Origin of the sequence: Pseudomonas sp. BRG-100, from assembly GCF_000737955.1 — a bacterium.
Taxonomy (GTDB): Bacteria; Pseudomonadota; Gammaproteobacteria; order Pseudomonadales; family Pseudomonadaceae; genus Aquipseudomonas; species Aquipseudomonas synxantha_A.
This window is the reverse complement of record NZ_JPRX01000001.1, coordinates 228,474-242,964: the sequence shown is the minus strand read 5'-3', so window position 1 is coordinate 242,964 and position 14,491 is coordinate 228,474. Positions and strand designations below refer to the sequence as shown.

Here is a 14,491-nt window from a genome sequence, read left to right as displayed (position 1 = left end):
TGAGTTCCTTTCCAATCATTGAGCGCGGCGCGCGAAGCGCCGCGCTTTGTATCACGCCACGATGTCGCTGACGGCTGCCTGGCCAACGGTGGTGACGAGGAAATCCGCCACACCGTGTCCGGAGAAGTCCACAGCCAAGGTGCCCAGGTTGGTACCCGAGGCATAGTTCAGCACAGCATCGCCGGCATGGCCGGTAAATGCATTGACGAAGCTCAAGCCCGCACCTTTGGTAATGCCCGACAGGTCGATCTTGTCGGAGCCCGAGGTGAAGTCAAAGATCTTGTCCGCAGCGCGTGGCGTGGAATCGGAACTGGCACCGTACACGAACGTGTCGTTGCCGGCGCCGCCCCACAATTGGTCTGCGCCGCCACCTCCATAGATGAGGTCGTTACCGGCCCCGCCTTTGATGAGGTTGGCGACCTGGTTACCAATGATCAGGTCGTTGCCCGAACCGCCGAATGCGTTCTCGATGGTGACGCCCTTGGCGATCGACACGTTGCCCACCAGGCCGCCCACATCAGAAAACGAGGTGGCAGTGAGGTTGATCTTCTGGTTTTGAGTGAAACCGGAGAAGTCCAGAGTGTCTTTGCCGCCGCCGTCCCACACCGAGAACACCAGCTTGTCGGCATCGGATGTGGCAGTGAGGAAATCACGCCCGGTATTGGAGTTGAACCCGTAGGTCGTGTCACCGGCGCGAGTGCTGTAGTTGGCACCGTAGAGCTTCTGGATCGCGGCGATGTCGTCGATCAGCGGGCCGGCAGCATAGGCTTCGACACCACCTTTACTGAAGTTCTGGTTGGTGTTGCTCTCGCTCCAGTAACTCATCACGGAGTAAGCATGTGTATCTTCGGCATATTTCGCATCCGAATACGACGGTTGACCCACACTGGCGTCGTACGAACCTGGGTGCTGCAGTCCAAGCGTGTGACCAATTTCATGGGTCAAGGTTTGACGACCGTAATTGCCGTTTGCCGGTGTTAAATTTTCTTGATAGTTTTGATTGGTATAAAACAACGCATCGCTATTTCCGCTGTTATTAGGGTAAAAGGCGAAAGCCGACCTGGCACCTCCATGCTGCAGGTCGTTACTATAATTACCCAGTGATATATGTGCGTCGCCTCCGCTTCTGGATTCGATGAATGAAATGTTGGCGACGTCCGACCAGGATTGGAACGAAAGGGCTGCCTGGGATCTCTGTTGAGCGTTGAATGCGCTGAAGCCAGAAACATTCTCGGAGGCGTATGCTTGACTTTCTGAAGTCAGAAAGCTGTAGGTGAAGTTGTATTTCCCATTGTGGTCGTTGTCACCCCAATAGTAACCTCCTCGAGTTATTTCATCCGCGGCCTGCGCAATAGTGTAAGACGGCTTGCCCTGTGAGGAGTTAAATCCTCCTCGATCATAGGTGTGTGAAAAATTATAGAGTGCCTGGTAATCTTCACTTGTTCGCAGCTGCGCCGAAGTGGTGAGTGGGCTAACAAGATTTTTCGCCAAGATAGTCATACGAGTACATTCCTTCGTGTCCATTGATTTGAAGTGTTATATGCTTATCACGTTTTCGTTGCCTTCTTGTTGTGGTAGTCATTTATAAAGGACTTATGGGTTTAGTGTTATTTAAAAATTAAATATGGTATATAACTTGTTGATATATTCTTAAAAATTATTAAAACACCTTGGGTTGGTGAGTCAATTGACTGATTTTATTGCGGGGCGGTAATTCACGGTTCTAAAGGTGCATCCAAGAGGCGGCTAAGTAGTGTGGTGGCGTATTGATGGCTCGTCCTCAATATATTGATCACGGCCAGATCACTTCTCATGCTGACTCGGCCAATTAGCCGGTCAGTATGTAGAGATCGGTCGTGCAGCTGTCTTCTGCCTGGCATTGCTCTCGCTTCGAGATAACAACGAAAGCGAACGAACGATTTGATCCCACTCGCCCGTAGATTGCTCTCGCAAAAAACCTTGGCCTCCACTCTTAAAAACCCCGTAGATTGAAATCTACGGAGTTTTTTGCAGATGGGGGAACTATAGAAGTACCAAAATACTGAAGAGGACGTGCCAATACTTACTAATTTGTCGGGTTGGCAACTCCCACCCGGGCATGAATTTTCTCGGCCGTCTCCTGTTTTGAGTGACCTCTACATGCGTTTACCGACACACATCAGGCATTTACAGACGTTAGTGGGCTAATAGATTGGCCGTGATCTTTGACACGGTCATCCTCGATAACGATTTTGCTGCTGGAAGAAATGTAGTACTCGTTTGTCTTTGCTAGACCTTGGACGACCATTAAATAGCCTCTTGAATCGCTGCGCGTCCACGTGTCGCTATTACCTTGCTCTATTGGGTAGTAGTCCTCACTGGGGTTTGTATCAGTATGCCATGCACTTACTGCAATTTTGACAATTCTGCTTGCGCCGTTTGTGATTGTGATAGCCATATTTGCATTCCTTTTGGATTTTAAATTCCATGAGTTGTCTCCCTATTTAAAATAAAGCTGCAGACTTGCCACTGCTACAGAAAAGCCGTAGTTAGGTTAACTCGCTGGCGCCATATTCAATTGATACTGGAGTCCAGCTCGATGCTGGACTCCAAGTAAAATGTAATTTGTTGCATGTATATTGTTCTACCTGCTTCCGCAGTCAAGCCTACAGGCGGGAAAATGCAAGGTGTCATTACCTTGCCAACGCGTCGATTCCGACGAATGGTTAAATAAGATTTTGAAATAGTTGTTATTCACTCGAGTTCTTTCGCATAGGCCCATTGCCTAGTATTCAATCTGGAGTAAATAAGCACTTTAGCCCTCGCTGCTTCCACCCGGCTCGGCAACTCAATGATGGAAGTTTCTAGAGCCAGTTGGTTTTCGTAGAGCTTAGAGAGAATTGCGGAGCTGAAAAGATAAGGGCCTGCTCAGGTTTCCCTGGCAAGCCCTTGATATCTATGGTGCCCGAACCCGGAATCGAACCGGGACGCCCTTACGAGCGGGGGATTTTAAGTCCCATGCGTCTACCAGTTTCGCCATTCGGGCGGTAGCGCGGTGTAGCAGGGTTGGGAATATATAGATCCTGTCGCTTCGGCGCAACCTCGAAGCGCGCTTTCCTGCATAAAGATACCGATGAAAAAGTGTGGCAGATCAGTGATCTACAGGGCCTTCGGGTTAAGTCCTGATGAATGCTTGCGGCGCAGGAACACGCCTCATAAATGACAGTCATAGCGACATGCCATCCCGGCAAATCGCAAAGGAGTCAGTTGATGCTCAGTGTCCGTAGGCGTTCTTGGATGATGGCTGCAGGCGTGGTGGGGCTGTGGGGTGCGGCGATAGCTGGCCCGGCGCAGGCGGCGAGTGCGGTGCGGTGGGGAGAGTTCAGTGCATCGTCGACAGACAGATTGACGGGCGCCTCGGTAGAGGCGGGCAATACCTATGTGTTGAAGTCGTCGAGTATTTCCGTCGGCGATATCGAGGCGTTGCAAGCGGCGCAAAAGCGTAGCGAAAGCGAGCTGCAAAGCCTGAAAACCAAAATGGATGATCAGGATCGTGCATTTGACGAGTTCAAGCGTAAAGACGGGTCGAGTTCCAGCAGCAGTGATAGCCAGTTGTCGAGTCTCAAGCGCACGGTGGATGAGCAGAAAAATACGATAGATCGGCAGAAAGACGAAATCGCCGGCCTCAAGCGCGGCCTGGATGATTTGAAGCGCAGTGTGGAGACGTTGAGCAGCAAGGTGAAGTAAAGGAGAGGGCTTGCTCGGGAAAGCGGTGCTTCAGTAACTGGCTCAGTGCCTGACGTACCGCATTCGCGAGCAAGCCCGCTCCCACAAGATTTGTGTAATGCGCTGTGCCCGCGTTCAGTCAATCAGTGCCAGCAGGTCGGTAGTACCCACGTCCACGCCAGCCTGGGTCAGCAGTGTTGTCACCTGGCCCCGGTGGTGGGTCTGGTGGTTGAAAAAGTGCACCAGCAGGCCGAAGAAGGGCTTCTCGCCTGCTACGCCGCGCATGTTGTGGTAGCGCAGGCGCTGGTCCAGATCAGACTCCTGCAGCGTGTTGGCCCAATCAATGATCAATTGATCCAGCCAGGCGCGATGGGCTGACAGTTCACTCAAGTTGGTAAAGGCCAATTGCTTGAGATCCACCGGTGTAGGGATGTCACTCAACGGTGCCAACGCGCGAAAGCCCGCCGGATGTTCGGCAAAGCGCTTGAGCCAGACTGTGTCGCCCAGCATCAGGTGGTTCAAGGTGCCGAGGATCGAGCCGAAAAACGCCTGGCGATCCACCGTCAACTCCGCGTCGGTCAAGGTGCCGGCGGCGGCGTAGACCTTACGGTTCATCCATTGATTGTAGTGGGCCATCAACCCAATATGCTCGATGCGGTTCACCGCGGTTCTCCCTTGACGGCATGGTGGCGACATCATAAAGCTTGCCCGCCCGGCGGTCATGGTGTTCCATCGCAGGCGAACTATGTTTGATAAACGCCATTATTGCGCCCCGGGAGGGCGACACCATGAATACCAGCGATCTACTGGAACAACTGTGGCGAGCAGGGCAGCAAGGCGGCGGCGCTTCGGGCGGCGGCCTGGGCGGATTGCTTGGAGGTTTGTTGAAAAACGCCGGTACCGGCAATGCATCAGCCGGTGGCGGCTTGGGTGGTTTACTGGGTGGCCTGGGTGGCTTGTTGGGCGGCGCTCCGGCAGGCGGCACGACCCAGACGCGTAGCGGCGGCGGAATGAATTACGCGGCGCTGGCATCTCTCGGCATGGCCGCCTTCCAGGCGTATCAAGCGTGGCAACGTCAGCAGGCGACTGCGCCGCAGCAAGCCATCCAGACCGTTGACCAGCTTGAAGGGCCTGAAGCCGAAGCCCATAGCCACGGCGTACTGCGTGCAATGATCGCAGCAGCCAAGGCGGACGGCAGGATCGATGAGCAAGAGAAAAAGATGATCTCTACCGAGATCGGCCGTCATACCGACGATCCACAACTGCAGCAGTGGCTCGACGCCGAAGTCGCCAAGCCACTGGATGCCGCAGATTTCGCTGAATATGCCAATGACCCAGCAATCGCTTCGGAGATTTACCTGGCCAGCGTCCTGCTGGTCAATGATCAGCAGGACGCCGAGCGAAACTACCTGGACGATCTGGCCGGGCAGCTGCAAATCGACCCCCAGTTGCAGGTACACCTGGAGCAACAGGCCAAGGCCTAGAACCTGAAAGTAGCCCCAGTGGTCAGCCACTGGGCACGGTCCCCAGTCAAACTGCGCCCGACCACCAGGTCCACGTCGACAAACTTGCCGACGTGGAATCTCGGCCCCGCCTGCCATGCTTGTTCACCGCCTTCCTGGCCATAGCGTTCGCCAATCAACGTCAACACCTGCGCAAGCTGGTATTCGAAACCCATGCCCCAGGTCAGGCGGTGCTGTTGCGCGCCGTCGTTATAGGCATGGTTCCAGCCGGCATTCAGGTTCAGGCGCAATGCATCCATGGCCTGCCACGTTAACGGCAGGTTGAAGTCAGCGCCGTCGAATGCGTGCTGACGATCGAGGGCAATGTGCGCCCCGGCGGCGATTGCCAGCTCCAGCCCCAAGTCTTCTCGCGACAACAACTGCGCCTTCACCTGTGGGGTGACTTGCGTTTCGCCCTTTCCCGCGTCAGTGGCCCGCGATAGAGCCGCGCCCCACTGCACCCATGGCATACCACTGAACGTGCAGGCCGGGGACAAGGTTTCGTTCTGCGTACTGCCTGCGTGCCGATTGGCGGTGTGCCAGGCATCGATGTTGCATTCGCCAGGCGCATTGATCGCGCCATCATCCACCACGTAGGCGCCGCCGGCAGCATTCGCCTTGGAAACCAGGGCGAGGATTAACAGCGTGCCCAGCGTCACGCCGATAAAGATCAGGTTGCGCTGCAAGGCGCGGCGCTTGGCCGGTGGCAAGAGCAGCAGGGTGGGACGCGCCCTGCGCAAATGGCGCGCGCGATATTTGGCAAACCCGTCCGGGTGCTTCGGGTTGTGTGGGGTGTGCATGGTGCACCTCGCTTGAATTCAGCTTTCTACGGTAAGCACCGAAATGCCGCTGGCTTTGGCCTGGCAGACCAGCTCCGAAGTATCGTCACCGCCGGGCAGGGCGATGATCAGGTCGGGGCGGCTGTCGGCCAGCATGAAGTGGTTGCGTTGGCGTTCCGCCTGTTTGCCGTGGCGCTGCCAATTGGGTGGGTAGCGCACCACGTCGATACCGATTTCCCGCGCCCATTCCTCGATCTCGCTGCCGAGGAACTGGTTGCCGCCGTGGATCAACACCTGCACTGGGTGCAGGCGGTGGTAAGCGTCCAGCACGTGGCGGGACTTTTTGGTGTCGGCGTAATGACGACCTGCACAGATCAAGACGCGCATAGGGAGCATCCTTGTATTGCACGGTGGCGGCCGGGCGACCACCACCGTTTGAATGGCGGGGGATCAGTACCACTGCTTGAAGCGGCGGATGTAGATCGTTTTCATCAGTTGAGCGACGCAGCAGTAAGCCAGCAGGGTGCCTACCAGCCATGGGAAGTACGCCATCGGCAGCGGTTGCAGACCCACCAGGGTGCCTAGCGGCGAGAACGGCACGTAGATGCCCAAGGCGATCACAATGCAGGTCATCATCAACACCGGCCATGCGGCCGTGCTCTGGAAGAACGGAATCTTGCGGGTGCGCAGCATATGCACCACCAGGGTTTGCGAAAGCAGCCCTTCGATAAACCAACCGGACTGGAACAGCGTCTGCATTTCCACACTGTTGGCCGAGAACACGTACCACATCAGGGCAAAGGTGGTGATGTCGAAGATTGATGAGGTCGGCCCGATCCAGATCATGAAGCGGCCGATATTTTTTGCATCCCACTTGCGCGGTTTGGCCAGGTACTCCTTGTCCATCTTGTCCCACGGCAGAGCCAATTGGGAGATGTCGTACATCAGGTTCTGCAGCAGCAGGTGGATCGCCAGCATCGGCATGAACGGAATGAACGCACTGGCTACCAGCACCGAGAACACGTTGCCGAAGTTGGAGCTGGCGGTCATGTTCAGGTACTTCATGATATTGCCGAAGGTTTCGCGGCCCTTGAGCACGCCTTCTTCCAGCACCATCAGGCTCTTTTCCAGCAGGATGATGTCGGCCGACTCCTTGGCGATATCCGTGCCGCTGTCCACCGAAATACCCACGTCGGCATCCCGTAGCGCCGGTGCATCGTTGATGCCGTCGCCGAGAAAGCCCACCGTATGGCCGTTGGCTTGCAGCGCCTTGAGCACACGGGATTTTTGCAGCGGTGTCAGCTTGGCGAACACCGTGCGTTCTTCCACGCGGCGCAGCAGGGTGGCGTCGTCCATGGCTTCGATTTCCACGCCCAGCAGCGGCTGGCCGGGTTCGAGGCCAACCTGGCGGCAGATCTTGCTGGTGACCACCGCGTTGTCACCGGTCAACACTTTGACCGCCACGCCAATCTGTTGCAGCGCGGCAATTGCCGGGCCCGCGGTTTCCTTCGGCGGGTCGAGGAAGGTCAGGAAGCCCTGGATCACCAGGTTGCGTTCATCGGCAGTGGTGTATTGCTGACGCGCCAATGCCTTGGGGATATGGCGGGTTGCGACCACCAGTACCCGGAAACCGTCTTCGTTGTAGTCGTTGGCAATCGCCAGCAGTGCCTCGCGACGGCGATCGTCCAGGGGTACGGCGGCGCCGTCTTCCAGGGTGTGGGTTGAAATGCTCAGCATCTCTTCCACGGCCCCTTTGCACACCAGCAACTGGTCACCGGCGGCATCCTTGACCACGATCGACAGGCGACGGCGTACAAAGTCGAAGGGCAATTCATCGACCTTGCTGTAGGCAAATGGCACCTGGAACTTGGGGTTTTGCGCCGAGAACTGCACCACGGCCTGGTCCATCAGGTTCTTCATGCCGCTCTGGTGAAAGCTGTTGAGCCAGGCCAGGGACAGCACCGCGTCGTCGCGCTGGCCGAAGGCGTTGACGTGATGCTCAAGGATGATCTTGTCCTGGGTCAGGGTGCCGGTCTTGTCGGTGCACAGCACATCCATTGAACCGAAGTTCTGGATCGCGTTGAGGCGCTTGACCACCACTTTGCGCTTGGCCATGGCTGTAGCGCCTTTGGCCAGGTTGGCACTGACGATCATCGGCAGCATTTCCGGGGTCAGGCCGACGGCCACCGCCAGGGCAAACAGGAAGGCATCGCCCCAGTCCCCCTTGGAGAAGCCATTGAGGAAGAACACGATCGGCACCATCACCAACATGAAGCGGATCAGCAGCCAACTGACACTGTTCACGCCACGGTCGAAGGCGGTTTGCACCCGCGAGCCGACAATCGCCTTGGCCAGGGAGCCGAAGTAAGTGCGCGGTCCGGTAGCCACCACCACCGCCTTGGCGCGGCCGCTCACCACGTTAGTGCCCATAAAGCAGATGTTCGGCAGGTCCAGCAGATTGCCTTGGTCGGCGGCGAGGTTGGAGGCGGATTTTTGCGTGACATCGCCCAGGGTGTCGTACTTCTCCACCGGCAAGGCTTCACCGGTCAGCACGGCCTGGCTGATAAATAGGTCGCGTGACTCGATCAGGCGGATGTCGGCGGGGATCATGTCGCCGGCCGACAACTGCACGATGTCGCCGGCCACCAGATCGCGCATCGGCACTTCGCGCAAAGTGGGCTGGGCGCCGACCTGTTCGCGACGTAGCACGGTGGCGGTGGTGCGTACCATCGCCTTCAGGGCCTCGGCGGATTTGGCCGAGCGGTGTTCCTGCCAGAAGCGCAGCAGGCTGCTGAGCAACACCATGGTCATGATGATGATGACTTTGGTCAGATCGACTTCTTCACCCGCCTGCAGTGGCAACCAATAGTCGGTGACAAAGCTGATACCGCCCAGGGTCAACAGCACGTAGATGAACGGGTTGTTCAGTGCCTGCAGGAACTGGACGATGGCGTGTGGCGGCTTGTCATGGGCGACTTCGTTATAGCCTTCCCGTTGCAGGCGGGCCGAGGCGTCCAGTTCGGTCAGGCCGTCCTGGGTGGCTCGTACATTGGCGAGGGTGGCCGCCAGGCCATTCTGGGCTTCACGGGCGGCGCGCATCGACAGCTTGGTGTCGGCAGCGGTGCCATTTTTCTTGTGCAGAGGCGTGTTTTTTACGGCGCTCATTGTCTGTACTCCTGTCGCCAATTCTCGACAAAACATACCCGGTACTTACCTGCATACAGGCGAGCGAAAGCATGCCGAGCCGCGGACTTCGCGATCGGTTTAAATAAAGTGTTCAGGTAACTTCTACAATGCCCGCTAACAGCGCATTAATTAACTTGCGCGCAGCGGGCTCCTACTGGACTTGTTCATAAAGAACTCCAGGGCATCAATAAGAAAGTTGTTGTTTCCAGCCAGGTCAGACGGCGCGAGCGCTCACGTAAAGACCGAGCATCAAGCTGGCTTGCGCCAGGCGGGAAACCTTGGGTCTCTGTGGGTCTTGAGGGTCGGCGTGATCCCAGTGCTGCACCAGTTGGCCGCTGTCAGGGCAGATACGCCAGTGCGCCAGCGGCGGTACCGGGCGTACTTGGGAGGAGGGTGCAGCAAAGGCCGGGCGGGTTGGCCTGAAGCCCACGGGCTCGCGGCACAGCTTGGCGCGCAAGGCTGCGGCCAGTGTAGGTACATCGGGTAAAGCAATGAGTTGGAAGGTCATAACACACCTCGGGACCGGACACGCGACCGGTGAGGCAGTTACGGTGGAGCATCGAGCTCTAGCGCAGCTTACCGGACCTGGAAGGCGAGTCCTGTCATATTCTGGGTTTGGCGCCCGATGCCCGCAGAGGCGGTGCTCGGACAGCGACTAGATACTGTGTCCATTGGCTTCTTTTGTGAGGTTTAAAAAAGGCCCCAGTTGCGGGCACGGGCAATCTACTCAGAGCGTTACAGAATGTCAACGCATGATTAACTAAATTAGTCCGCGTTCAGAGTTTGTTCAGACAAGAGGCATGTTCAAGTTACTGGCCAGATAACTTTATATACCTTGCGCGGCGAGTATCGCCAGATAGATCAATACTAAACCGCACGCCGCATAACTCACGCGTTGCCAGGTCGGTGATGCGTTCTTGCGCAGCAGATTCACCAACGCGGCGGTGAGAAAACACGAGAGCACCGACGCCAGCATGAATCCGGCAAAAAACGTCAGGGTCTGCCCCTGGCTGGGGGTTGCGCCGACGATGCCCGACAGGGCGCTGCCCAGGGCGCCCCAGTAGACAATATTCTTTGGGTTGGCCAGGGAGATCGCCGCGCCTACGGCCAACGCATTTTTGCCTGAGCTGGCAGGGACGTTGTCGGTTGCGGGTAACTGCCACGCATCAATCAGGCTGCGGATGCCCAGCCAGGCCAGGTACAGCGCGCAGAAGATCGTCAGTGGCACTCGCACCGCATCATGCTGAATCAGCAGTGCGATACCGGTGAGGCCGATCACTGCCCAGACTGCATCGCCTACGAGGGAACCAAACTGCACCATCAGGGCCGGTGTGAAACCATGCAGCAAGCCGCGACGCAGGGTCTCTGCCAGCACCGCGCCAGGAGACAGGCAAAACACAAAACCGAATACCAGCGCATAGACAAAGATCGACAGCATGCCCGTGTCCTTTCAGGAAAGTGCGAAAGCATACGTCAGCGCAGGGTTAAGAAACCATGCAGATTTTAATGGTCCACGATCCAAATGTGGGAGGGGGCTTGCCCCCGATAGCAGTGTGTCAGTCAGCTCATCTGTAGCTGACCCTCCGCTATCGGGAGCAAGCCCCCTCCCACATTGAGGCTATACGCTCAAGTTCAACCTTCAATTCATCCGCGCCGAGGCTGGCAAATGGCAGCGCAAAAAACGCCTCGCATCGAGCGGCAATAATGTCGAGGGTGGCCTTGAATGCAGCGTCTACCTGGGCTTCATCACCCTGCACGTGGGAAGGGTCCTGCAACCCCCAATGCGCCTTCACCGCCGCACCGAAATACACAGGGCAAGCTTCCCCGGCCGCGTTGTCGCACACCGTGATGACCACATCCGGCGGGCTGCCTTCAAAGGCGTCATTGCCCTTGCTGTACAAACCTTCGGTGCTGATGCCGGCTGCCTGCAGCGTGCTCAGGCTGCGGGGCAAAACCTGGCCCTTGGGGAAACTGCCGGAGCTGATCGCTTCGAAGCCCTCAGGCGCCATATGATTGAACATGGCTTCGGACAAAATACTGCGACAACTGTTAGCGGTACACATGAAAAGCACTTTCATTGCAGGCTCCTTTAAACGCTCAGGCGCAAGGCGAGGGCAGCGAGGGTGATCAACAGCACCGGCAAAGTCAGCACGATCCCGACCTTGAAGTAGTAACCCCAAGTGATAGTGATGCCTTTGCGTGCCAGGATATGCAGCCACAGCAAGGTGGCCAAACTGCCTATGGGGGTGATTTTAGGGCCCAGGTCGCTGCCGATCACATTGGCGTAGATCATCGCGTCCTTGACCACGCCCACAGCATGGCTGGACTCGATGGAGAGTGCGCCGATCAGCACCGTCGGCAGGTTATTCATCGCCGATGAGAGCAGTGCCGTCAGCACCCCTGTGCCCATAGCCGCGCCCCACACACCATAGGTGGCGAAAGTGTCGAGCCAGGTGGCCAGGTAGTCGGTCAGGCCGGCGTTACGCAGCCCATACACCACCAGGTACATGCCCAGGGAAAAGATCACGATCTGCCAGGGCGCTTCCTTGAGGACTTTACGCGTGGAAATCTTATGGCCCTTGGCGGCAATCACCAGCAGCAGTACGGCGCAGGCGGCGGAAATCGCACTGATGGGAATGCCCAGAGGTTCCAGGGCGAAACAGCCGATGAGCAGAATACCCAGTACCCACCAACCGGCGCGGAACGTCGCGGGGTCGTGGATGGCACTGGCGGGGTCTTCCAGGTCGGCCGGGTCGTAGGTCTGGGGAATGTCCGGGCGGAAAAACCACAGCAGCACTGCCAGGGTCGCGGCCACGCTGACCAGGTTCACCGGCACCATCACGGCGGCATATTCGTTGAAGCCGATCTTGAAATAATCAGCCGAGACGATGTTTACCAGGTTCGATACCACCAATGGCAGGCTCGCCGTATCGGCGATAAACCCCGCGCCCATGACGAATGCCAGGGTCGCTGCCGGTGAAAAACGCAGGGCCAGCAGCATCGACATCACGATGGGCGTGAGAATCAACGCCGCACCGTCATTGGCAAACAGCGCCGACACCAGCGCACCCAGCAGCACCATATAGGCAAACAACCGCCGTCCGCGGCCACGCCCCCAACGCGCCACATGCAGGGCTGTCCAGGCAAAGAAGCCGGCTTCGTCCAGCAACAGGCTGATGATGATCAGTGCGACGAAGGTACCGGTGGCATTCCAGATGATGTGCCACACCACCGGGATGTCCGCCAGGCTGATCACCCCGCAACCCAGGGCCAGGATCGCGCCCAGGCTGGCACTCCAGCCCACGCCAAGGCCCTTGGGCTGCCAGATGACCAGTACGATGGTGACGAGGAAAATCGCAATTGCGACAAGCATGAATAAACGCTCCGATGGCTCAGCAGCAGGTGCTGGCCCGTTGTGGTCTGTCGCCCATTGCATCCAGACGCAGCGCGTCGTTCTGCAACCATGGCTGGTTGGCTTGCAGGGTGGTGTCCAGCACCTGTGTGACCCAGGCGGGCAGTGCCGGGTTGATGCGGTAGTAGATCCATTGCCCTTGACGGCGGTCCAGCAGCAGCCCGCAACTGCGCAGTTGCGCCAGATGACGGGAGATCTTCGGCTGGCTATCGTCCAAGGCATGGATCAGTTCGCATACGCAAAGTTCGCCTTCGCGCAGGATCAATAGGGTCATCCGAGTGCGGGTGGCATCAGCCAGGCACTTGAACAGGGTGGGAGGAGAGAGGAGATCCGACATGATCAGGGTATCCATATATGGTTATTCGAATATACGTATTTCCATATGTTTCGGTCAAATCCTGTTTCAGTTGATGTGGATCAAATGCCCGTGAAACAGCCACAACTGTTTGAAATTAAAATGAAACACAAAGGTCCTACAGTGCCTGCTCATTGCTGATGAAGGAAGAACCCGCGTGACCCGTGCCACTCGCAACCTGCGCAAGACCCTGGATTCCGTCGCGGAAAATAACGAAACCGCGGCGTTCGACCTGATGCGCGCCGTGGAAAAACTCGGTGACGAAGTGCTGCGCCAGCGCCTGCTCAACACCATCCACCGGCTGAACCAGGACGCGTACGAACTGCGTGAAGCGCGGGATTCGGTGGAGCAGGTTTCGGTGAGGCTCGCCTGAGCAAGATCGTTCAAGACAAGCCCCTGATTGCACTGGCATGCTTGTCGACTGTCCGTCGATGAGCCGTTTCCATGCCCACTGCATTACCTCATTACGCCTTCACTCGCGGCGCCATCGCCGTTATTCCCTTGTCTCTTGCCTGCGCCCCGTGGGGGTTGCTCGCCGGCTCCATGGCCATCGATGCGCAATTTACCCCGCTGCAAGCCCAAGGCTTGTCTGCCATCGTGTTTGCCGGTGCGGCGCAGTTGGTGGCCATCGGCATGGTCAAGAGTGGCGCCAGCCTGATATCCATCGTACTCACCACTTTGTTACTGACTTCCCAGCATCTGCTCTATGGCATGCACATGCGTCCCACGCTGTCGTCGCTCAATGTCCGGTGGCGCATGAGCCTGGGTTTCCTGCTGACCGATGAATTCTTTGCCCTGGTCAACCACTATGACCGCCAGACCTTCAATCGCTGGTACGCATTGGGCGTCGGCCTGACGTTTTACATCATCTGGAACCTCTTCACCCTGGCCGGCATTGTGTTGGGCAAAAGCATTCCGGGCCTTGATCAGCTGGGGCTGGAGTTTTCCATTGCCGCAACCTTTATCGCCCTGATCACTCCGGTGGTGCGCGATGTGCCGACCGTGGTGTGTGTCGCGGTCTCGCTGCTGTGTTCGGTGTGGTTGAGTTATTTGCACTGGGAGTCGGCGGTGGTGGTCTCGGGTGTACTGGGGATGAGCGCAGGTTTTGCCTGCAAGCGATTGGGAGTTGGGCAGCGATGATTTACCTGATGATTGTGGCCATGGGCCTTGTGGTGTTTTTCAACCGCTACCTGTTTATTGAGCCACGTTTGCCGGTGAGGCTTAATCGTGGCGCCCGTGAGTTCCTGGGTTTTGCCGTGCCGGGGATGCTTACGGCGATCTGCGGGCCGATTATTTTCCTGGCAGATCACCGGCTCAACCTGAGCCCGAGCAACCCTTACTTGCTCGCAGGTATCTGCGCCGTGGCCTTGATGTTCTGGACGCGCAGTGTGCTGATCACTGTGCTGTTGAGCATGGCGCTGTTCTATCTGTTTCGCTGGTGGTTCTGACGCCAGGGCAAAAAAAAGCCCGCGGGAGGGCGGGCAGAAGGGAGACTTCCAAAAAATGAGCTTGGCCACTATAGACGGCGGGTTGGCCCGTCACAGTGAAACAA

The 14,491-nt window shown here is 57.3% G+C and carries 16 protein-coding genes and 1 tRNA gene; 5 read left to right on the top strand and 12 right to left on the bottom strand.

From position 1 onward, the window contains the following. Window positions 1-51: 51 nt before the first annotated feature. The 3 genes from JH25_RS25715 to JH25_RS25725 all read right to left on the bottom strand — a co-directional run bounded on the left by JH25_RS25715 (window position 52) and on the right by JH25_RS25725 (window position 3,025). Window positions 52-1,500: a serralysin family metalloprotease gene (locus tag JH25_RS25715; RefSeq protein WP_032803527.1), complete on the bottom strand. Its 1,449-nt coding sequence runs from the start codon at window positions 1,498-1,500 to the stop codon at window positions 52-54. A 658-nt stretch (window positions 1,501-2,158) separates the two neighbouring features. After that, window positions 2,159-2,437: a hypothetical protein gene (locus JH25_RS25720; RefSeq protein WP_032875536.1), complete on the bottom strand. Its 279-nt coding sequence runs from the start codon at window positions 2,435-2,437 to the stop codon at window positions 2,159-2,161. Between the two features lie 501 nt (window positions 2,438-2,938). After that, window positions 2,939-3,025: transfer RNA gene (locus JH25_RS25725), tRNA-Leu, on the bottom strand. Between the two features lie 224 nt (window positions 3,026-3,249). Here JH25_RS25725 and JH25_RS25730 point away from each other — a divergent pair. Then, window positions 3,250-3,726, top strand: a complete 477-nt coding sequence (locus tag JH25_RS25730) for a hypothetical protein (RefSeq protein WP_032875533.1) — start codon at window positions 3,250-3,252, stop codon at window positions 3,724-3,726. A 114-nt stretch (window positions 3,727-3,840) separates the two neighbouring features. On the opposite strand, the gene JH25_RS25735 is transcribed toward JH25_RS25730, so the two are convergent. After that, window positions 3,841-4,368, bottom strand: coding sequence for a DinB family protein (locus tag JH25_RS25735; RefSeq protein WP_032875531.1), 528 nt, complete (start codon window positions 4,366-4,368; stop codon window positions 3,841-3,843). 125 nt (window positions 4,369-4,493) lie between these two features. On the opposite strand from JH25_RS25735, the gene JH25_RS25740 reads away from it, so the two are divergent. Further along, window positions 4,494-5,189: a tellurite resistance TerB family protein gene (locus JH25_RS25740; RefSeq protein WP_032875528.1), complete on the top strand. Its 696-nt coding sequence runs from the start codon at window positions 4,494-4,496 to the stop codon at window positions 5,187-5,189. Here JH25_RS25740 and JH25_RS25745 read toward each other — a convergent pair. The 8 genes from JH25_RS25745 to JH25_RS25780 all read right to left on the bottom strand — a co-directional run bounded on the left by JH25_RS25745 (window position 5,186) and on the right by JH25_RS25780 (window position 12,921). Further along, window positions 5,186-6,007 carry a hypothetical protein gene (locus JH25_RS25745; RefSeq protein ID WP_032875525.1) on the bottom strand — a complete coding sequence of 274 codons (822 nt, stop codon included), beginning with the start codon at window positions 6,005-6,007 and terminating at the stop codon, window positions 5,186-5,188. The genes JH25_RS25740 and JH25_RS25745 overlap by 4 nt on opposite strands. Window positions 6,008-6,025: 18 nt before the next feature. Continuing rightward, complete coding sequence (locus JH25_RS25750; protein ID WP_005788155.1) at window positions 6,026-6,373, bottom strand: DUF2493 domain-containing protein; 348 nt, start codon at window positions 6,371-6,373, stop codon at window positions 6,026-6,028. A gap of 63 nt (window positions 6,374-6,436) precedes the next feature. Then, window positions 6,437-9,151 carry a magnesium-translocating P-type ATPase gene (mgtA, locus tag JH25_RS25755; protein WP_032875522.1) on the bottom strand — a complete coding sequence of 905 codons (2,715 nt, stop codon included), beginning with the start codon at window positions 9,149-9,151 and terminating at the stop codon, window positions 6,437-6,439. A gap of 235 nt (window positions 9,152-9,386) precedes the next feature. After that, the gene (locus tag JH25_RS25760; RefSeq protein WP_032875518.1) at window positions 9,387-9,680 is read right to left on the bottom strand and encodes a hypothetical protein; all 294 of its coding nucleotides are present in this window, start codon (window positions 9,678-9,680) and stop codon (window positions 9,387-9,389) included. 318 nt (window positions 9,681-9,998) lie between these two features. Next, entirely contained in the window at window positions 9,999-10,610 is a 612-nt protein-coding gene (locus JH25_RS25765; RefSeq protein WP_032875515.1) for a LysE family transporter, read from the bottom strand. Between the two features lie 148 nt (window positions 10,611-10,758). Next, window positions 10,759-11,250, bottom strand: coding sequence for an arsenate reductase ArsC (locus JH25_RS25770; protein WP_032875512.1), 492 nt, complete (start codon window positions 11,248-11,250; stop codon window positions 10,759-10,761). A gap of 11 nt (window positions 11,251-11,261) precedes the next feature. Further along, the gene (locus JH25_RS25775) at window positions 11,262-12,545 is read right to left on the bottom strand and encodes an arsenic transporter (protein WP_032875509.1); all 1,284 of its coding nucleotides are present in this window, start codon (window positions 12,543-12,545) and stop codon (window positions 11,262-11,264) included. Window positions 12,546-12,564: 19 nt separating this feature from the next. Further along, window positions 12,565-12,921 (bottom strand): metalloregulator ArsR/SmtB family transcription factor, encoded by a 357-nt coding sequence (locus tag JH25_RS25780; RefSeq protein WP_032880957.1) that lies wholly within the window; start codon window positions 12,919-12,921, stop codon window positions 12,565-12,567. 175 nt (window positions 12,922-13,096) lie between these two features. Between JH25_RS25780 and JH25_RS25785 the strand changes: the two genes are divergently transcribed. The 3 genes from JH25_RS25785 to JH25_RS25795 all read left to right on the top strand — a co-directional run bounded on the left by JH25_RS25785 (window position 13,097) and on the right by JH25_RS25795 (window position 14,387). Next, window positions 13,097-13,312: a hypothetical protein gene (locus tag JH25_RS25785; RefSeq protein ID WP_005788169.1), complete on the top strand. Its 216-nt coding sequence runs from the start codon at window positions 13,097-13,099 to the stop codon at window positions 13,310-13,312. A 71-nt stretch (window positions 13,313-13,383) separates the two neighbouring features. Further along, a complete protein-coding gene (locus JH25_RS25790; RefSeq protein WP_005788171.1) occupies window positions 13,384-14,079 on the top strand; it encodes an AzlC family ABC transporter permease in 696 nt (231 codons plus the stop codon). Then, the gene (locus JH25_RS25795) at window positions 14,076-14,387 is read left to right on the top strand and encodes an AzlD domain-containing protein (protein ID WP_005788173.1); all 312 of its coding nucleotides are present in this window, start codon (window positions 14,076-14,078) and stop codon (window positions 14,385-14,387) included. Before JH25_RS25790 ends, JH25_RS25795 begins: the two co-directional genes overlap by 4 nt. Window positions 14,388-14,491 lie beyond the last annotated feature (104 nt).